General features: G+C 63.9%; 22 protein-coding genes. 13 read left to right on the top strand and 9 right to left on the bottom strand.

Annotation, left to right across the window (positions count from 1 at the left end; all coding sequences use genetic code 11):
* Positions 1-73: 73 nt before the first annotated feature.
* From ACSFC5_RS13840 to ACSFC5_RS13820, 5 genes are all read left to right on the top strand, one after another.
* Positions 74-1879, top strand: a complete 1806-nt coding sequence (locus ACSFC5_RS13840; RefSeq protein WP_440765834.1) for an ABC transporter substrate-binding protein — start codon at positions 74-76, stop codon at positions 1877-1879.
* Between the two features lie 4 nt (positions 1880-1883).
* Entirely contained in the window at positions 1884-2723 is an 840-nt protein-coding gene (locus ACSFC5_RS13835) for a phosphatase PAP2 family protein (protein WP_440765833.1), read from the top strand.
* An 85-nt stretch (positions 2724-2808) separates the two neighbouring features.
* The gene (locus tag ACSFC5_RS13830) at positions 2809-4617 is read left to right on the top strand and encodes an ABC transporter substrate-binding protein (RefSeq protein ID WP_440765832.1); all 1809 of its coding nucleotides are present in this window, start codon (positions 2809-2811) and stop codon (positions 4615-4617) included.
* Positions 4617-5486 (top strand): phosphatase PAP2 family protein, encoded by an 870-nt coding sequence (locus ACSFC5_RS13825; protein ID WP_440765831.1) that lies wholly within the window; start codon positions 4617-4619, stop codon positions 5484-5486. Before ACSFC5_RS13830 ends, ACSFC5_RS13825 begins: the two co-directional genes overlap by 1 nt.
* Entirely contained in the window at positions 5486-6640 is a 1155-nt protein-coding gene (locus ACSFC5_RS13820; RefSeq protein ID WP_440765830.1) for a glycosyltransferase, read from the top strand. The genes ACSFC5_RS13825 and ACSFC5_RS13820 overlap by 1 nt, the downstream gene beginning before the upstream one ends.
* A 69-nt stretch (positions 6641-6709) precedes the next feature.
* Here ACSFC5_RS13820 and ACSFC5_RS13815 read toward each other — a convergent pair whose 3' ends face one another.
* Positions 6710-7135, bottom strand: coding sequence for a hypothetical protein (locus ACSFC5_RS13815; protein WP_440765829.1), 426 nt, complete (start codon positions 7133-7135; stop codon positions 6710-6712).
* Positions 7136-7267: 132 nt separating this feature from the next.
* On the opposite strand from ACSFC5_RS13815, the gene ACSFC5_RS13810 reads away from it, so the two are divergent.
* Both ACSFC5_RS13810 and ACSFC5_RS13805 read left to right on the top strand, forming a co-directional pair.
* Positions 7268-7612, top strand: coding sequence for a hypothetical protein (locus ACSFC5_RS13810; protein WP_440765828.1), 345 nt, complete (start codon positions 7268-7270; stop codon positions 7610-7612).
* Positions 7613-7778: 166 nt separating this feature from the next.
* Positions 7779-8159 carry a hypothetical protein gene (locus ACSFC5_RS13805; protein WP_440765827.1) on the top strand — a complete coding sequence of 127 codons (381 nt, stop codon included), beginning with the start codon at positions 7779-7781 and terminating at the stop codon, positions 8157-8159.
* A 347-nt stretch (positions 8160-8506) separates the two neighbouring features.
* Here the strand turns inward: ACSFC5_RS13805 and ACSFC5_RS13800 are convergent, their stop codons facing one another.
* From ACSFC5_RS13800 to nth, 5 genes are all read right to left on the bottom strand, one after another.
* A complete protein-coding gene (locus ACSFC5_RS13800) occupies positions 8507-8914 on the bottom strand; it encodes a carboxymuconolactone decarboxylase family protein (protein ID WP_440765826.1) in 408 nt (135 codons plus the stop codon).
* Positions 8915-9116: 202 nt separating this feature from the next.
* Positions 9117-9941 (bottom strand): helix-turn-helix transcriptional regulator, encoded by an 825-nt coding sequence (locus ACSFC5_RS13795; RefSeq protein ID WP_440765825.1) that lies wholly within the window; start codon positions 9939-9941, stop codon positions 9117-9119.
* A gap of 123 nt (positions 9942-10064) precedes the next feature.
* Positions 10065-10829: a DUF2797 domain-containing protein gene (locus tag ACSFC5_RS13790; protein ID WP_440765824.1), complete on the bottom strand. Its 765-nt coding sequence runs from the start codon at positions 10827-10829 to the stop codon at positions 10065-10067.
* 201 nt (positions 10830-11030) lie between these two features.
* Positions 11031-11273, bottom strand: coding sequence for a hypothetical protein (locus ACSFC5_RS13785; RefSeq protein ID WP_440765823.1), 243 nt, complete (start codon positions 11271-11273; stop codon positions 11031-11033).
* A 108-nt stretch (positions 11274-11381) separates the two neighbouring features.
* Positions 11382-12065 carry an endonuclease III gene (gene nth, locus ACSFC5_RS13780; RefSeq protein ID WP_440765822.1) on the bottom strand — a complete coding sequence of 228 codons (684 nt, stop codon included), beginning with the start codon at positions 12063-12065 and terminating at the stop codon, positions 11382-11384.
* Positions 12066-12216: 151 nt separating this feature from the next.
* On the opposite strand from nth, the gene ACSFC5_RS13775 reads away from it, so the two are divergent.
* From ACSFC5_RS13775 to ACSFC5_RS13760, 4 genes are all read left to right on the top strand, one after another.
* The gene (locus tag ACSFC5_RS13775) at positions 12217-13428 is read left to right on the top strand and encodes a CBS domain-containing protein (RefSeq protein WP_440765821.1); all 1212 of its coding nucleotides are present in this window, start codon (positions 12217-12219) and stop codon (positions 13426-13428) included.
* 168 nt (positions 13429-13596) lie between these two features.
* Positions 13597-14472 carry a universal stress protein gene (locus ACSFC5_RS13770; protein WP_440765820.1) on the top strand — a complete coding sequence of 292 codons (876 nt, stop codon included), beginning with the start codon at positions 13597-13599 and terminating at the stop codon, positions 14470-14472.
* 92 nt (positions 14473-14564) lie between these two features.
* Positions 14565-14990 (top strand): universal stress protein, encoded by a 426-nt coding sequence (locus ACSFC5_RS13765; protein ID WP_440765819.1) that lies wholly within the window; start codon positions 14565-14567, stop codon positions 14988-14990.
* A 95-nt stretch (positions 14991-15085) separates the two neighbouring features.
* Positions 15086-15568, top strand: a complete 483-nt coding sequence (locus tag ACSFC5_RS13760) for a pyridoxamine 5'-phosphate oxidase family protein (protein ID WP_440765818.1) — start codon at positions 15086-15088, stop codon at positions 15566-15568.
* 73 nt (positions 15569-15641) lie between these two features.
* On the opposite strand, the gene ACSFC5_RS13755 is transcribed toward ACSFC5_RS13760, so the two are convergent.
* The 3 genes from ACSFC5_RS13755 to ACSFC5_RS13745 all read right to left on the bottom strand — a co-directional run bounded on the left by ACSFC5_RS13755 (position 15642) and on the right by ACSFC5_RS13745 (position 17212).
* Complete coding sequence (locus ACSFC5_RS13755) at positions 15642-16094, bottom strand: universal stress protein (RefSeq protein ID WP_440765817.1); 453 nt, start codon at positions 16092-16094, stop codon at positions 15642-15644.
* Between the two features lie 106 nt (positions 16095-16200).
* Positions 16201-16698 carry a universal stress protein gene (locus tag ACSFC5_RS13750; RefSeq protein WP_440765816.1) on the bottom strand — a complete coding sequence of 166 codons (498 nt, stop codon included), beginning with the start codon at positions 16696-16698 and terminating at the stop codon, positions 16201-16203.
* A gap of 94 nt (positions 16699-16792) precedes the next feature.
* Entirely contained in the window at positions 16793-17212 is a 420-nt protein-coding gene (locus tag ACSFC5_RS13745; protein ID WP_440765815.1) for a universal stress protein, read from the bottom strand.
* Between the two features lie 208 nt (positions 17213-17420).
* Between ACSFC5_RS13745 and ACSFC5_RS13740 the strand changes: the two genes are divergently transcribed.
* Positions 17421-17840 carry a universal stress protein gene (locus ACSFC5_RS13740; protein ID WP_440765814.1) on the top strand — a complete coding sequence of 140 codons (420 nt, stop codon included), beginning with the start codon at positions 17421-17423 and terminating at the stop codon, positions 17838-17840.
* Positions 17841-17893: 53 nt separating this feature from the next.
* Positions 17894-18370, top strand: a complete 477-nt coding sequence (locus tag ACSFC5_RS13735; protein ID WP_440765813.1) for a universal stress protein — start codon at positions 17894-17896, stop codon at positions 18368-18370.
* The last annotated feature ends 2 nt before the right edge of the window (positions 18371-18372 follow it).

Raw genomic sequence — 18372 nt, 5'->3', positions numbered from 1 at the left:
TGACGGTCCCCCGTAGTCGATCGTAGTGCGCAATATTGTTATATATCAACAGCAAATGGGTGTAATAGACTGAATGAATTGTAATACAACTGATCCGGCCGACGGCGTCGATCGACGCTCCGTCCTCGCTGCAGGTGCAGCGGGGCTGTCGCTCTCGCTGAGCGGCTGTATCGACAGCGTCCGCAGCGTCGTCACCGATAACGAAGATGACCCGCTCTCGCTCTCCATTGTCACGGTCCCCGATGACTATAGCAGAGAGACAATGCGAATCGCCCGCCACCTCGAGTCGAACCTCCAAGCGATCGGCATCGACGCAGGTATCGAGATGCGGTCGCAGTCCGACTTTCTCGAGATGGTATTGCTCGATCACGATTTCGATCTGTACGTCGGTAACCACCCGGCTGATTTCGATCCGGACTTTCTGTACGAGGCCCTCCACTCCACGTACGCCGACGAATCCGGCTGGCAGAACCCCTTCGGGTACGACAACCCGACCTTTTTCGATCCGCTCCTCGAGGAGCAGCGACACGCCGACGGCGACGATCGAGAAGAGAAGATCGAAGCGCTCTTCGAGGCACTCGTTTCGGAAAAGCCGTTCGAAACCATCTGCCGTGCGAACGAGTATCGCGTTGCCAGAGACGATCGATTTAGTGGCTGGGGAGAGAACCACCTCGGAACTCGATACGGGTTTCTCGGTCTCGAACAGGTCGGGGACGCCGACCGATTGGAAGCGCTCGTCACTGATGCAGGACTGTCTCGAAACGTCAATCCCCTCTCGGCGACGAACCGCGAACGAAATACGGTCATCGATCTGCTCTACGATTCGCTTGGCACCGTCGACGATGGATCGGTCGAACCGTGGCTCGCTGACGAATGGGTGGTCGACGAAGACGACGAAGACGACGAGCAAACGACGCTCACCGTCAGGCTTCGAGAGGACTGTACGTTCCACCCTCGAAACGATGAGGAAGCGGATGATCCGGTGCGAGTCACCCCGGAGGATGTCCAGTTCACGTACGAATTCCTCAACGATACGTCGTACACGCTCGCGGATAACCCGTCACCGGCACCGCGGTATCGCGGTCACGCAAGCGCGGTGATGGAAGTAGATCCCGACCACGGTGATGACTATGAGTTCCAAATCACCTTCGACGCCGGGAGAGAGGTCGCCGAACGAGCACTGACGGCGCCGATCCTGCCGAGACACATCTGGTTGGAAGAGGAACTCAACGACCGCGTCAACGACCGCACCGATTTCTCGCCGGCACAAGGGAAGTGGGGAATCGTCACCAGCAGTTCGATCGATCCGGTCGGCAGCGGTCCCTACCAGTTCGAAAGTCGATCCAACGGGGATCACCTGACCCTCGAGCGGTTCGACGACCACTTCACGTTACGTGAGGACGTCGACCTTCCCGAGCCGACCGCCGAAGAGATTCGCTTTACCGTCGATACCGGAAGCGTCTCCTCTATCCAACGCGTCGCGAGCGGCGGCGCTGACGTCACGGAGTCGGTACTCGAAGCCTCCTCGCTCGGTGAGTTTCCCGAAGACAACGAGGAGATCGAACGACACGAGGACGAATCGTGGACGTTCTACCACGTTGGATTCAATACGCGATCCCGACCGTGTAGCAGCCCTCGGTTCCGAAACGCGGTCGCGCAGTTGATCGACAAAGAATGGATCGTCGACGAAGTCTTCTACGAGAGTCACGCGGAGCCGCTTGCGGTTCCCGTATCCAGTGACTGGGAAGAGAACCTCGAGTTACCGGATCCTGAGACCACGTTCGTCGGAAGTGACGGGGAACCGAACGTTAACGAGGCACGGAATATATTCGAGGAAATCGGGTACCAGTACCACGAAGAAGAGGACCGACTAAGATAAACTAATGCTGACTGAGGTATTGACGCGATTGGCAGTCGTGCTGGGAATATTGCTCCCGGTTTCAATCGCGCTATTTATCGGCCGCGAACGTCTCGAAATCACGCTGTCTGAGTGGCGCTCTCGCCTGCGGATCTCCGGACCGGTACTCGTCGTCCTGGGAGTCGCGTTGCTTATCAACCGGATAATGCGACGAAGCGAGCCGAACGTCGGCTTTCACATGACCTCGACGATCCGCGATATCGAAGGGGAGTTCATCCTGATCTTTCAGGAGGTCGCCACTCCGGAGTTGACGACGTACTTCTCGTGGATCTACGTCTACGGCTACGCCTATCTGCTGATCTTCCCGGCTGTGGCGTACTTCCTACTATCGGACACCCGCATGTTTCGGCGATTGCTGACGGCCTACACGCTCAACTACGGGCTCGGACTGCTGCTGTATCTTCTGGTCATCGCCTACGGACCCCGAAACATCTACGCCGGGGAACTGGATACGATTCTGTACGACTACAATTACCAGTACGAGCATCTCACCCAAGAGGTCAACCGGAACACCAACGTCTTCCCGTCGCTGCACACCTCGCTTTCGGCCACGGTCGGCATCTTCGCGTATTTCTCCCGCGACGAGTACCTGAAGTGGTTCCCCGTCGCTGTCGTGCTCGCGATCAGCGTCATCATCTCGACGATGTACCTCGGGATTCACTGGGCGATCGACGTCGTTGCCGGACTCACGCTCGCGGTGCTGTGTGTCTGGCTCTCGAACACCATCGTCGGCCGGTGGTCGCTGTCGGCATCGATCGGTCGGCTGACCGGCTCCGACGGGGCCGACGGGTCCGACTCGGACTAGCTCCAGACTCGCTCGCGGCGCGTCTCGCCGCACGCCAACACAATACTGTTATACTGCCACCGGCGAACTGTGACAAACGATCCGAATGAGTGAGCGTGGAGCTGCGTCGTTCGATACCGACAGCGAGAGCCGCCGTGGCGGTCGGTCGCCAGCCATTAGCCGTCGTGCCGCGCTGGCCGGAGCGGCCGGTCTCACGATGTCGACGAGCGGCTGTCTCAGCCGGCTCCGTAGTATCGTCAACCGAGACGATATCGAACGGCTCTCGCTGACCATCACGACGCTTCCCGCCGACGGCGACCGGGAGAGCATCCGGCTGGCTCGAGAGATCGCCGCCGTGCTCGAGACCGCCGGCATCGATACGGCCATCGAGATGCGCTCGAACGAGGAGTTTCTGCGAGCGATCCTGATTAACCACGACTTCGACGTCTACGTCGGCCAGCATCCCGGCGGCATTGATCCGGACTTTCTCTACGAGTCGCTACACTCGCTGTACGCCGACGAATCCGGCTGGCAGAACCCCTTCGGCTTTACCAACCTGCTAGTCGACGACCTGCTCGAGGCGCAGCGAGAGGCCGACGGCGATGAACGCCGCGACGCCGTCGGGACGATGCTTGAGGCGCTCGCCGTCGAACAGCCGTTCGTCCCCGTCTGTACGCCGACCGAGCACCGACTCGTTCGAGCCGACCGGTTCGAGGGCTGGGCGGACGGCCACCTCGCGACGCGAGGGGGGTATCTCGGCCTCGAGCCGCTGACGGACGAAAGCGCCGAGCAGTTTCGGGCCGTCCACATGGACGCCCGCCCATCACAGAATCTCAATCCGCTGACCGTCGAGTACCGCGACCGGGGAACGATCACCGACCTGCTGTACGACTCGCTCGCGACCGAGACCGTCACCGCCGATGGCGCCCACTCGCTCGAGCCGTGGCTCGCCGACGACTGGGAGTGGGTCGACGAGTCGACGCTCGTCGTCGACATCCACCCCGACTGTACGTTCCACGACGGCGAGTCGCTCACCGCGAGCGACGTCGCGTTCAGTTATCGCTTCCTCGCGGACACCGCGCTCGGAGACGAAGGCACACCTGCGCCCTCGCCGCGGTTTCGGGGGCGCGTTGCAGCGATCGACGCGGTCGAGGCGACCGACGAGTCTACCCTCGAGTTCGCGGTCGGCGCGGGCCAGGCGGTCGGTGAACGGGCCTTGACGGTGCCGATCCTCCCCGAGCACGTTTGGCGCGACCGTGCAACGGAAGCGTCCGTCCGCGGCGTTCGCGTCGCACAGGGGACGACCGAGGCCGTGGTCACGAACAATTTCCCGCCGATCGGTAGCGGTCCGTTTCAGTACGCCGCTCGCTCCGAACGGGAACACGTTACGTTCGAGCGCTTCGACGACCACTTCTCGCTGCGCGAGGGCGTCGACCGCCCCGAGCCGACCGTCGACGAACTCCGCGTCCAGATCGATCCGCGGAGCACGTCGGCGATTCAACTGCTCGAGGACGACGCCGCCGACGTCACGAGTTCGGCCCTCGAGACCTACGTCATCGAAGATATCGACGTAAACGAAGACGTCGAACTCGTCGAGTCGCCGTCGTGGACGTTCTACCACCTCGGGTTCAACGCGCGCAAGGCGCCCTTTAGCAACCCGCGATTCCGCCAGGTCGTCGCCCGACTGCTCGACAAGGCGTGGCTGGTCGAGGAGGTGTTCGACGGCTACGCGAGTCCGATCGCGACGCCCGTCGCCGAGGAGTGGGTTCCAGACGGGCTCGAGTGGGACGACGAGGACCCCGAGATGCCGTTTCTCGGCTCGGACGGCGACCTCGACGTCGAGGCGACTCAGGCGGCGTTCGAAGACGCCGGATTCCGGTACGATTCGGACGGCAACCTCCGGGTGAGACACTGATGTTGGCACAGGTGCTGGTGCAGTTAGCCGTGGTCGTGACGCTCATGGTGGTCGTCTCGATCGGGCTCTTCGTCGGCCGCTACCGACTCCGCGAGACGCGAACGGAGTGGCGGTCGCGGATCCGAGCGGCCGCGCCGATTACGATCCTGCTCGCCGTCGTCTTGCTGTTCAACAGCATCGCCAGACAGATCGTGCCGGATCTCTCGTGGATCGGCGAAGTGAGGCTCGGGACCGCCTGGAACCTCACGTGGACGATCTACGACATCGAGGGCCAGTTCATCGTCTGGCTCCAGTCCCTGGCGTCGCCGTGGCTGACGGCGTACTTCTCTTTTATGTACATCTACGGCTACGTCTTCCTGCTGGTCTTCCCCGTCGTCGCCTACTTCGCGCTCTCGAACACCCGCCCGATGCGAGAACTGCTGACGGCCTACACGCTGAACTACGTCTGCGGCCTGATACTGTACGTGCTCGTTATCGCCTACGGGCCGCGTAATTTGATGCCCGAACTCGTCGAGGCCCTGCTGTACGATACGTACCCGCAGTACCAGCACCTCACGCGTCAGGTCAACCGGAACACCAACGTCTTTCCCTCGCTGCACACCTCGCTCGCGGCGACCGTCGCCTTCCTGGCCTATCGCACGCGCGACGTCTATCCGAAGTGGAACGTCGTCGCGGCCCTTATCGGGGTCTCGGTCGCGATTTCGACGATGTACCTCGGCATCCACTGGGCGATCGACGTCGCCGCCGGAATCGTACTCGCGTACGTCAGCGTTGAACTCGCTCACGTCCTCGTCGGCCGCTGGTCGCTTTCGAACTGGACCGACGGGCGTGTTTCCTCGATTCGCGGCCTCCGCAACCGCGAGTCGTAATGTACCCGCGGATCGCCGTCTTCACGGATACCTATCTGCCGACGATTAACGGCGTCACCTACACCGTCCGCAACTGGCGCGACCGATGGCTCGAGCGCGGCGGTCGGATGGCCGTCGTTTTCCCGAACGCGGCCGGCTACGATTCTCGGGCGGGAGAACACGCCGTCCGGAGCCTCCCGTTTCCGTGGTACGACGGCTATCGGCTCGGCTCGCCCCGAGTTCCCGACGGCCGCGACCTCTCGCGGGCGGACGTCGTCCACGCCCACACCCCCTTCGGTCTCGGACTCGCGGCCCGCCGACTCGCGCGCCGCGCCGACCTAGCGCTCGTCGCCTCCTATCACACGCCGACGGCCGAATACGCGCGCTACCTTCCGGCGTTGGATCGCTTCCGGGGAGTCGATCGACTCGCACGACGCGTCGCGAACGCGTACGAACGTCGGTTCTACGACCGCGCCGATCTCGTTCTCGCGCCGTCGGAGACGACCCGTCGCCGCGTCCGCGAGTCGGTCGGCATCTCGACGCCCGTTCGAGTCGTCCCGATGGGCGTCGACCTCGAGCGGTTCCGTCCGGTCGACGCGTCCGCGTTTCGCGAGCGTCACGGGCTCGAGCGAGGCCCACCCCTGATCGGCTACACGGGTCGACACGGCCACGAGAAACGGCTCGAGGATCTGCTCGAAGCCGTCGCCAAGGCAGTCGATCACACCGGCACCCCGCTCGAGTCCGCCATCCTCGTACTGGCTGGCGACGGTCCCGTACGCCCGTCGCTCGAGCGGCGGGCCGACGCCCTCGACCTCGACATCCGATTCCTCGGGTTTCTCGATCGGGGCGAGCTGCCGGCGTTCTACTCGATGCTCGACGTCTTCGCTTTCCCTAGCCCCGTCGAGACGCAGGGGATCGTCGCCCTCGAGTCGATCGCCTGCGGCACGCCGGTCGTCGCCGTCGACGCGGGTGCGCTCGCCGAGACGGTCACGGCCGGAGCGACCGGTTATCACTACCGGGCCGGTGACCTGACGGGCTTTCGGCGTGCGCTCGAGCGAGCCCTAGCCGAGCGATCCGAACTCGCGTTGCAGTGTCTCGACCGTCGGGAATCGATCGGTCTCGAACGGTCGGTCGACCGGCTTCGTGAGGCCTACGCGTCGGTGAGCGATCGGTGAGTCGTGGCTGACAGGGCGAGCGCCGCGGCTCTCGACCCGTCGAAGCGAAGACCGCAGGAGTAGCGGGCGTTAGTTGTCCTCGAGCGCGTCGGCAATCCGCTTGAGCGCGCGCGTCTGGTCGCGCATCTCGTCGCGCAGTTGTCGGACTTCCTGGACGAGTTCCTCGTTGCCGACCTCTTCGCCGCGGCCGCCGGGGCCGCCCGGTCCGCCACCCATGCCGCCGGGGCCGCCACCGCCACCCATCATCCCGCCCATCATCTGTGCGAACGGGTTGCCGCCGCCGCCCATGCCGCCGGGGCCGCCGGGGCCGCCACCGCCGCCGAACGGACTCTCCGGCGGCTCGCCCTCGCCTTCGCCCTCTTCGGCGCGCTTTTCGCGAATCTCTTCGACCCGCTCGCGGAAGGACTTCTCCTCGCCGTCGTCGCTACCGTTGTCGGCTTCGTTTTCCTCGGACATACCCCGGGATTCTGTACCGCCGCGGAAAAGGATTGCCATGTCTCGGACGGCGCGACAGTCCTGCGGGCCGTCCAGTCGCTGAGGGGGATGTCCAGTCGCCCGTGGGACCGTCGTCGACACGAGGCCGTTGCCGGCACAAGAACGAACCGACTCGGCACGGTACTCTCTCGCATGGCCGACGAACACGCCGAGCGAGAACCGATCGTGAGCGAGGGGCGGTACGCGGTCGTCGCGGGAGACGACGACGCGGACGCCGAATACCGACTCGTCGTCGAGGGCCGCGAGGGCGGTCTCCCGCTTCCCGAGAAGGAACTTGACGACCTCGAGACCGTCGTCTCGCGGTTTCGAAGCGCGCGTCACGATTCCGAGAGCACGGAAACGGGAACGGGAACCCCCGATTCGGTCGAACTGGACTGCCACGAGTGCGGGAAGACGTGGACCTATACGGGGTCCAAGGAGCACGCGGCCTGTCCGAACTGCGAGACGGAGGTTCCGGTGGAAGGGATCGGTCCCTGAAGCGGTCGTACGCTTTTCGAGTTCGCGGCGGCGAGGCGACCACGAGCACTTAGGCCGAACCCTTGTACCGAGTGTCGACCAAGCCGAGGTCATGACCTCGAGATCGATGGCCGGCGACGTGATAGGCGATGACGATACCGCCGACTCGAGTCGCGGGTGATCGCGCGTGGCTTGTGACCCGACCAGACGACGAATTATTGCGAGCCTCGGCAGCGCACTGGCGGTCGGCGGGAGCGCGACCGTCGCCGGCGCGAGCGAGCGGCCCGAAGACGCGGTCGTCGACGTCGACCGAAACGACGACGCCGACTACCCTCGTTGTCTCTACAAGCCGGACGCCGACGGCGAGTGGAACCCCGTGATGCCGATCAACGTCAACGCGCGGGCGACGGGCGACGCGTCCGCGATCGACACGATCGAAGACGGCTTTTCGGGGCTCTCGAACCTCGACTGGACTCGCGTCTTCCCCGACGCGACGGCCAACGCGTGGGACGCCGACGAGGAGGCGCTCGTCCCGCCGGATCTCCGCTCGGCGACCTCGACTGGGTGACGGGTGGAACCACGTTCACGCCTGGGCGGTCGACGAGGACCGAGCCGCGATCCACGCCCATCTGGACGTTGTCGATCTCACCTCCGAACACTTCCACCGGGGCGATCGCTACGACGCGGCGGCCGAGAAGGTTGCGGCCCACCTAAGCGGGGAGGGCTGGGACGAACGGACGCCCTACAGCATCGACTACGGAGTTAGCGACGGGAGACGCGAGGCGTGGGGCGAAACGGGCAACGTCAAACTCGAGTACTGAACGAAACGGATGCCCTTCGCGAGGGAGTCGGACGAACGCGGATGCGGGACCGGCCCGTGTGCGACGGCGAGGAAGCGGCGCTTGTCCTGCCGGATCAGTCGTCGGCACCGGCGGCCGCGGCCTCCTGTTCTTTGAGGTAGTCGACGATCTCGTCCGTCTCGTCGACGAAGTCGTCGAGGTCGATCTCGTTGCCGTGGAGCACCGTCGAGAAGTACCGGGTCGTCCCCGCGATGGTGACCGTCTCCTCGAGTTCGTCGTCCGAGACCTCCGCGAGACGAGCCTCCTCCCGGTGGAAGTGCGAGCAGTAGGGACAGCCGATCGACGCCGCGACGCCGACGCCGACGAGGGCCTTCTCCCGCGGGGTCAGTTCGCTCTCTCCGAGCGTGAGGTCCCGAAAGATCCCCCAGCTGTGGTCGCTCGCCGGCTCCGCGAGCTGATTCATCCAGCTCGGCACCTGTCCGAGCGTCTGTTCGATCTCCTGTTGGGTTTGCGTTGATACCATGGTAACTCTCCCGGAACGGGCTACGACGACGAGGGTTAGATAGGCATCTGCTGCACGGCGGGCAGCGGCTGCCGGACGTGCAGTCGGTGACTGTAGCGGATCGGGTCCGGTGTGACGTCTCTTGCCTCGGTCGATTCGGAACCGATCAGTGGTGTAGCAGCGTTCCTGCCGACGGTACCGACTGGCGGCGTGACGGCGTTCGTTACTCGAGGAGTGATTCCTCCGCAAGCGGACGTGCGTCGTCCCGGTAGGCCGCGTACACCGACTCGGCCCACTCCCAGGCCGCCGAGACATCGGTGTCGATCAACACCCGGACCGACCCGGTGGCCCGATCGTAACAGCTGACAGCGATTCGATCGTCGAAGAGCCCCACGCCGTACGGCGGCAGTTCGTCGTGTAGCAGGACCGTAAAATTCGCTCGCTCGAGCGGTTCCGAGCAGTGATCGGGATACGTCGACAGAATCCGCCGTGCGACCGCCGGCGGGTCGATGATCTCCGTTTCCATGCCGTCGACGATTCGCTTCCGAAGCACGTCCTTGCACGGCTCGAGCACGGCGATATCGGAGCCGACGAACCGGAACTCGTCCGTCTCGACGAGCAGCGCCGAAAAGCGATTAACGGGTCCGTAGGGCGCGTCGGGCTCGGCGACCGTTATGACGGCGTCGGCACAGACCTCGAGCGTGAATCCGTTCTCGTCGCCCGGGAGCCAGTGCCAGACGTCGCGAAGTGCTCGCTCGGTTTCGATTCGACCGATCAGCTCCTCCATCGCGGAGGCGATGAACGCGCCGAGTTGCGTCGTCTCGTAGACGTGTCCCTCCCTGTGGATCCAGTTGCGCTCCTCGAACGCCCGGACCGTCCGTCGCATCGTCGACGACGAAACGCCGGTCTGCTCCCAGAGGTCGGATCGGGTCCGGGGACGGTCGCGCAGAGCGACAAGCGTTCGAACGCGGTGCTCGGACCGCGCGAGGTACGCGATATCGTCGATCGGCGACCCCATCGTGCCGGTTTTCTTGTCACTCAAGACCATGATAGACGTACGCATACCAGCTGTATAGCTGTTCGCGGTGAGGTGATTACCTGACATGAAATCGGACAATCGCGATATCTCGTCCTTGCGGCGAGTTCGCCTGCAGCCCCCCGGTGCCGTCGCTCAGCCGAACGAGCCGAGCGACGATTGGAGATCTCGGCTCGTCGTCCCCTCGGTGACGTCGTAGCCGACGAGGTCGCGCATGTCCACGGCGTAGGTCGTCCCGCCGTTCTCGAGGACCAGCAGCCGTCCCTTTAGGCCGACGACGATACCCGACGCGATCGTCTCGGGAACCGGCTGGCTCTCGAGGCCGAGACCGTAGTCGAACGCGAATCGCTCGTGAACGTCGAACTTGGCGAGGACGGCCTCCCAGGCCTCACGGTCGACGCTCGAGGCGAGCGAGCGGATTTTCGTCGGCGTCCGAACGCGGTCGACCAGCCACTCGGCGATCTCGGCCTCGATTTCGCGGGCGATTCGACCGTTCGAGACGGTGTGGATGTGGGCACCGCGGTCGGCTCCCTGTTCTCGAAGGCGGGTTTCGAGCCGTCGAGATTTGGTGACGCCGACTTTGAACGTGTCGGGGGCGAAGGCGGCGACGTAGACGGCGTGTTCCTCGTAGCAGTCCATTTCGTCTTTCAGGCAGGTGCCCGTACAGCGAGCGCAGATCCAGGTGCTGGTGTGGTACTCGCAGTAGGGCGTCGACGGCCGGTCGCAGGCGACGTGTTCGGGCTCGTCTCCGCTCCAGTCGATGGTTCCGGCGCAGTGGCGCCCCTCGAGCGAATAGGAGAGCGTATCGCCGGGCTCGAGGTAGCGTCGCTCGAGGGAACCGCCGTCGCTGCACAAGAGCGCGGCGCCGCGTCCACTCGGTTCGTAGCCGACTAGTTGCACGCGTCGGGGTAGGGGGCGATTTGGGATATACCGTTCGCCTTCTCGAGATGGGCGACCTGGGATCCAGAACACGGATATTCAGGCTCTTCCAGCCTGCGCGGACGAAGCTCATTCGAGACCTCGACAGAACGAAAAAAACGAGCGCCGGCATCGGCGGGTCGTCGGCTCGCGAGCGTCGCGACAGCGAACGTCGAACCGCGGTTAGCCGTTGAACGGCTCTTCGTCGCGGTGATTGTCCGGATTCTCCTGCTCGAGCGCGTCGTCGACCCGATCGTCGGACTTGTGTTCGATGTCCTGCCGGCGCTGTTCTTCGTCATGGCGCTCGCGGGCCTCCATCTCCTCTTCGGTGAGCTCCTCCTCGTCGTCGGCGTCGGTGTCCTCGTGTGTCAGTTCGACGTCCCGCCCGTGTTCGTCTTTGCCGGTCTCGTCAGTGTTGTCGGACATACTGATCCCGATTGCAGGTACCGTCGATCCGCGAAAAGGCGTTGGGCTTGCACAGGTCGGCGACGTGATATGGGGGGATGTACGTCGGACGGCGCCGCGTCCGGCTGACTACCAGGGCTCGCCTGAGGCGAGATCGATCTCGCTGTCGCCTTTCTCGGAGGGACAGATATCGGCCAGCACGCAGTCGGCACAGTCGGGATTTCGTGCGTCACAGATCGCCCGCCCGTGGTCGATACAGAGGTGGGTGAACTGCTGCCAGTAGCCCTCGGGGACGATCTCCATCAGTTCCTGTTCGATCGCTTCCGGGCGCTTCTCCTCGGTCAGCCCGAGTCGGCGAGAGAGCCGCTGGACGTGCGTGTCGACGACGATCCCTTCGACGACGTCGTGGCCGTGCTGGAGAACGACGTTGGCCGTCTTCCGGCCGACGCCCGACAGCTCCGTGAGCTCGTCCATCGTATCCGGCACCTCGCCGTCGTGCTCCTCGAGGATGATCTCACAGGAGGTCCGGATGTACTCGGCCTTGCTGTTGTAGTAGGTGATCGAGTTCAGGGCCTCGGCGAGTTCGTCCTGGGGCGCGTTGGCGTAGTCTTCGGCGCCGTCGTACGTCTCGAAGAGTTTCTTCGTCTCCTTGTTCACGCGCTCGTCGGTACACTGCGCGGAGAGAATTACCGCGATCAACAGCTCGAGGCGATTCGAGTACCGCAGCGAGATGGTCGAATCCGGATACGCCTCCTCGAGGCGGTCGACGACTTCTTCGGCCTGCTCCGTGCGGCTCTCGAGCGGGGTTCCCATGGGGCGTTCGTTGCGAGAGCGGCCATTTGAGCGTATCGGTCAGCGGTCATCGCGTGTGGACCGGTGAGCGTCGACTGTTGAGTGTTACGTATACAACACGGACGCGGGAATTGTCGACAACAGGTATCTCCCTTCGTCCCGTCTCTCGAGCATGGAGTTAACGGATATCGTCGACCGGAAGTTCGACACGTACGACGAAACGACGCCGGTCTCGAAGCTTCGCGGCTCGTTCGAAGATGCAGGCCGAAAGGCGCTGCTCATCACCCGCGACGGCGAGTTGGAGGGCGTAGTCGCGCGCCGAGACGTGCTCTCCTCACACGAAAAGACGTCGCGGAAGGCTCGGTCGCTCGTCCGAGCCGTCCCCTCGGTTAGCTCCGACGACGACGTTCGTGAGGCCGCGCGGCTCATGATCGCGGGCGACACCAGACTGTTGCCGGTTTTCGAGGCTGAAGCACTCGTCGGCGTCGTTCGGACCGACGACCTCCTCCGGACGGTCCAGCCGTTTCTCTCCGTCCTCGAGACGGCGGACGTCGCGACGACGGAGATCGTGACGGTCGAGACGACGACCTCGCTGGGCAAGGCACTCGCGACGTTCAGAACCGAACGTATCGAGCATCTGCCCGTCGTCGCCGAAGGAACCACCGACGAGGTCGTCGGAATCGTGAGTCTCTACGACGTCCTCGAGTTCGTCACGAGGGAACTGCAGCGCTCGCAGGGTGGCGACCCCGACGGACACATGGACGCGAGCACGGGCGGCCACCACGGCGGCTTCGGCGCTCGCGAGGGCGAGAGCGTCGACCTTCTCGAGCTACCGGTGCGGAACGTGATGGTCGACACGCTCGGGACGACGAGGCTCGACGAGACGCTCGACGACGTGCTCGAGACGATGCTCGAGTTCGGCGCCTCCTCGTCGATCGTCACCGACGACAGCGGCTCGCTGGTTGGCATCGTCACGAAGACGGATCTGCTCGAGTCGTTGACCTGGTCCGAAGACCGACAGCTCTCGGTCCAGGTGTTCGGCAGCGAGCTGATGACGGACACGACTCGGGAGGGACTCGCCGAGCGGATCGAATCCGTGACCCGCAAGTACCGACAGCTGCGCGTGCTCGAGGCGAAGGTACACTTCAAAGCGCACAAAGAGCGCCTTCGGGGCATTCCGCTCGTGTCGGCCCGAGTCCGACTCTACACGGACAAGGGTCTGTTCATCGCCTCGGACGAAGGCTACGGCGATAAACACGCGTTCTCGCTCGCGCTGAACGCGATCGAACGCCAGATACTCGAGGGGAAGACCCACGGCCGAAGCAAGAAGCCGGCCGATCGCGAGGATGCGGCGAACGTGTACGGCTGGTGGCTGAGCGAGTGATCGAGGGCCACCAGGAACTGGTGACAGACCCGGATACCTGACACCTGAAGTCGGTGGTTCGTGATCCTCGAATTCCGATCGCGGTCGGGCCCGCACCGACCGCGGTCTCCCACTTCCGTGCGTGACCGAATACTATAACGATGGAATACGATTGACACGCTGAAGAATATGCTTGACGAGACATCGGATACCGACGACACGTTGTTAGTCCCGATCGCGAACGCGGAAACCGCCGACCGCCAGCTAGAGACGGCGATCGATATCGCGGCGGATCGGTCGTACCGCATCCTTCTCGTGTACGTTCTCGACGTCCCGTCACAACTGTCGCTGCAGGACGGCCGTCGATACCTGCTCGAGGACCACGTCGAGGACACGCTCGCAGAGGCGGCGGCGCGAGTCGAATCCCGTGAAATTCCGGTTGATACACGGATTCGTTTAGCTCGCGGCGTCTCGACGGGGATCGTCGGCGCCGTCGACAAGCACGACGTCGAGGCGATCCTGCTGGGATGGCGCGGCCGACCGCCCCGTCAGGGCGTCATCTTGGGATCTCACGTCGACAGAGTGCTGCGAGACGCCGACTGTGACGTCCTCGTCCAGCGGATCAAGACGCCGAGACCGGACGCCGTCGACTCGGTCCTCGTGCCGATCGCCGGCGGTCCACACAGCGGCTTCGCGGCGGAGACCGCCGCGTCGATCGCCCGGCGAAACGATGCATCGGTCACCCTATTGCACCTCCTCGAGTCGGACGACCCCGACCGTTCGGGCGAGGACGCGCAGGCGCTGCTCGCCGACGCGGCGGCCGAATTCGACGACGAGCAGTCGGTCGAGCGCGCGCTCGTCGAGAGCGATACCGTCGCGGGGACGATCACCGACTGGACGAGTCGGCACGACGTGACCGTTCTCGGCGTCTCGAGAGGCGGCCTCGTCCAGCGCACGCTTCTGGGAACCGTCTCCGAAGCGGTCGGCCGACACGCAGCCGGCACGGTTATCCTGGCGAAGCGGTACGATCCCGTTCCCTCGCGTCTGCGGCGACTGCTCCCGTGACGAGTGACGATTGCGTTATTTTTCGATCGCTGTGAGGTCGGGTCCCGCGTCGTCGGGGGGAGAACTATCCCTCGAGATCGAGTAGACCGACTATGGCCGACCGAATCCTCGTCGGGTACGACGGCTCCGACCCGTCGGCGGCGGCACTCGAATATGCCCTCGAGACGTTCCCCGAGGCGACGATAACGGTGCTGTACGTCGTGCAGATACCGGCAGGTACCGTCGCGGCGCTCGAGGGACCGGAGCTGCGACTCCCGCTGAGCGAGCGAGCGCGCGAACACGCTGAGGGCGTCCTCGAGAGCGCAGTAGAGTTTGCGGGCGAGCGGGGTCGCGATCTCGAGACCGAAATCGCGACGGGAAAACCCGACCACCGGCTCGTCGAGCACGCGGTCGACGATGCCTACGACACGATCATCGTCGGAAGCCACGGCCGGAACGGTGTCTCGCGGCTGCTGCTCGGCACAGTCGCCGAGTCGGTCGTCCGCCGGGCACCGATGCCGGTCGTCGTCGTTCGATAGGATGGGGCCCGGTCGGTGAACGACTCGACCGCGGCGCTCTCGCCGGCCGAGCGGGGTGTGGGGTTTTTCTGTGTACTCGGAGACAGTATCCGCAGATGTCGATCGACGAACTACAGGAGTACGGGCTGGAAGCGATGGACGGCCACGAGATACGGCAGTTTCTCTCGAGCCAGAAGATCGGCGTTCTCGGCCTTCCGGACGCCGACGTCCCCTACCTCCTCCCCCTCTCGTACGGCTACGACGGAGACGACCGGCTCTATTTCACGTACCTGCTCGGATCCAGTAGCCGGAAAGAGAGCGCAAGCGACGAAACGGAGACCGCGAGTTTCCTCGTCTACACGGTCGATACGATGTACAACTGGCAGAGCGTCCTTCTGACGGGTGCGCTCACCGTCGTTCCCGAGTCGGAGTGGGACGACCTCGAGGAGACGATGAGTGACGTGTGGCAGCCGAATCTCTTCGAGACGGCGTCGCTGTCGGGGGACGTCAAACTCTACGAGTTCCGAATTCGCGAACAAACGGGCGTCAAACACCAGGGGCTGCCGCCCGCGTTCGAAGCCGGAGGCGAGTCCAACTGAGGCTGTCGAACGCGGCTGGTGTGGCCGTCGATTCCCGGTCCGTGGATCCGTTTGCCCCCCTCTGAACCGAAGCTCACTCCTCGGCGACGGGGGTTTTGACGATCGTCACTGGACGCTCGGTCATGTGGGCGACCCGCTCGGCAACGTTTCCGAGCAATCGGCGGTACTCACCGGATCGGTGTTTCGATCCCAGAACCGTGAGTCCAATGTCCGCCTCGTCCGCGTACGCGAGAATCTCTTCGTGGGGGACGCCGTGGCGAATCTCGGTCTCGGTTGGAACGGTTTCCTCGCCGGTTCGTTCGGCAATCTCGTCGACCGCGTCGCGACCGGCCTGTTCGAGGGCACGTTCGAGTCCTTCGAACTCGTGGACGTACTCGTCACCGGGATAGGAACTGTACGCGTCGGTGTCGACAATGTACAGCACGTGCAGTTCGGCATCGTATCGAGTCGCGGCGTCGATAGCGTGGTCGATGGCCTGATCGACGCCGGGACTCATGTCGGTCGGGAGGAGGAGTCGATCGTACATCGGGTATCGCTTTTCGGAATGTCGTGTTAAATCACGGGGGCGTCGAAACCGGACGCGCCGACGGGAGCGGCCGAGTAGCGGTTTCAGTGAGACGAAACGGCGGCGTTCACTCGGTCGGTTCGGTCTCCCGATAGAACTCGTCGTGCGGATCGACGGTCTCGAGTTTCGGGGGTGTTCGGTGGCGAACGACGAACACGTCGTAGGATTCCTCCGCGGCGATGTGGACGCCGACGCTCGTCAGCGGGGTGACGACGCGGCCGACGTTATCGCTTCCGAGGAAGACGACGCTCGGATCCTGTGCTATCGCCAGCCGTTCGATATGGTCGGCGATCCGTCGTTCGGGCGGAAACTCGCGCATTCGCTCGTATTCGAACGACGCGTCCGGCACGAGTTCCTCGACTCGCTCCCGAAGTCGTTCGACGGTCGCATCGACGTCGAACGATTCGTCGGCGTCGATCCATCCCTTCTCCCGTGCGTATCGTTTTCGTTCGGGGACGACGGTCACGGCCGTGACGTCTTCGTCCAGCGCGGCTCCGTACTCCGATGCTCTGACGAGGGCGGCTTCTGCGAGTGCTGACCCATCGAATGGAACGACGAACGTCATACGTGACGCTCCACTCCCTGCCCAATAACTTCGAGGGGGCTCGGCGTGAGATGATTCGGATCGCTCGAGTCGGAGGACGGACGATACGCGACGATCAGGCGGTCAGCACCGGCCGATTTGCGGTCCGGACCACGCGCTCGGCCACGCTTCCAATTCTGTTCGTTCGCACGTGGTTCTGTCCCTGAAACCCGATTACGATCAGGTCGGCGTCCAACTCATCGGCTTTCTTTTGTACCTCCTCCCAGGGCCGTCCGTGACACACGTTCCAGGTGCACTCGATGCCCACATTGTCCGCCCGATCACCGAGATCCTCGAGCATCGACTCCCCCTGTTCTTCGAGGTTCGTGAGGACGATTTCGGCGCTGCTGAGGGCGGGTTCGCCGTATCGGTGCGTCTCGACGCAGTAGATCGCGTGCACTCGAGAATCGTACCTGTCCGCGAGTTCTAACGCGTGTTCTACCGCCCGATTCGCGGGATCGCTTCCGTCGGTCGGGACGAGGATCGTACCGTACATGAACGTGCTGTTTCACCACCACCCGGACCAAATAGGTTTCAGGCACCGCCGAGTGCGCGACGGATAACAGGGGCCGATCGCGGTTGCTATCCGCGTCTCTGCGGACGACGTTCTCCAGTCCGAAAGTTCGAGTTCGCGTCAGTTCTGGTGACGATACGTGAGTCGTCGAGATGAGAGTATTATACCCGAGGAAGGCGTAGAAACGGCTATGACCGATCGAATCCTGGTGCCGTACGACGGCTCACCCCCGGCCAAGAAGGCACTCGAGTACGCGTTCGAGAAATTTACTGACTCCGATGTCACCGCCCTCTACGTCGTTCCGATCCCGGACGGCTACTGGGAGGCGTTCATGGAGACCGAAGACAGGGTTCCCGTCGTCGACGAAGAGAGCGGGCAAACGGTCCTGGAGGAAGCAGCGGAAATCGCGGCCGAGAGCGGCCACGAACTGCAGACGGAACTCGACACCGGCAAACCGGACCACGTCATCGTCGAACGGGCAGCGGACGAGGGGTACGATACGGTCGTGATGGGGAGTCACGGTCGAGCGGGCGTCTCGCGACTCCTGCTCGGGAGCGTCGCGGAAAACGTCGTTCGTCGGGCGACGGTTCCCGTCGTCGTCGTTCGATAAGCGGACGCGAACCGTTACGTACTATCGACTTCACCTTTGAGCTACGACTACTGATGTCCGGAGCCGACCAGGCTGGGCCGATTCGATCGATCCTCGTCGCGACCGACGGCAGCGCCGCCGCCGACGAAGCGCTCGAGCGCGCATTGGGACTCGCCGAACAAACCGGTGCATCGGTTCACGTGCTTGCTATCGTCGATACGACGACGAATCCGATGCACTTCGGCGTAAAGGACGTCGACGAACTCCAGCGGACGAAGGAACGACTCGTCGACGATCTCGTCGCGACCGTCGCGGATCGAGACCTCGAGATTCAGGGCGCGATCCGTCGCGGCCGCCCCGCCAACGCGATCCTCGCGTACGCCGACGAGAACGCGATTGACACGCTCGTCGTCGGCCGAGCGGGACGGAGCCGAGTCGCGGATATGCTCCTCGGGAGTACGACCGATCGACTGCTCAGAGAAGCGTCGATTCCCGTCGTCGTCGTTCCGGCCGGCGACACCGACGACGGAGACGAGTCGCTCGAGCGCTAAGC

The sequence above is a fragment of the Natronorubrum marinum genome (genome assembly GCF_052040125.1).
In the GTDB taxonomy this organism is placed as follows: Archaea; Halobacteriota; Halobacteria; order Halobacteriales; family Natrialbaceae; genus Natronorubrum.
This window is presented reverse-complemented; position numbering and strand designations above follow the sequence as displayed.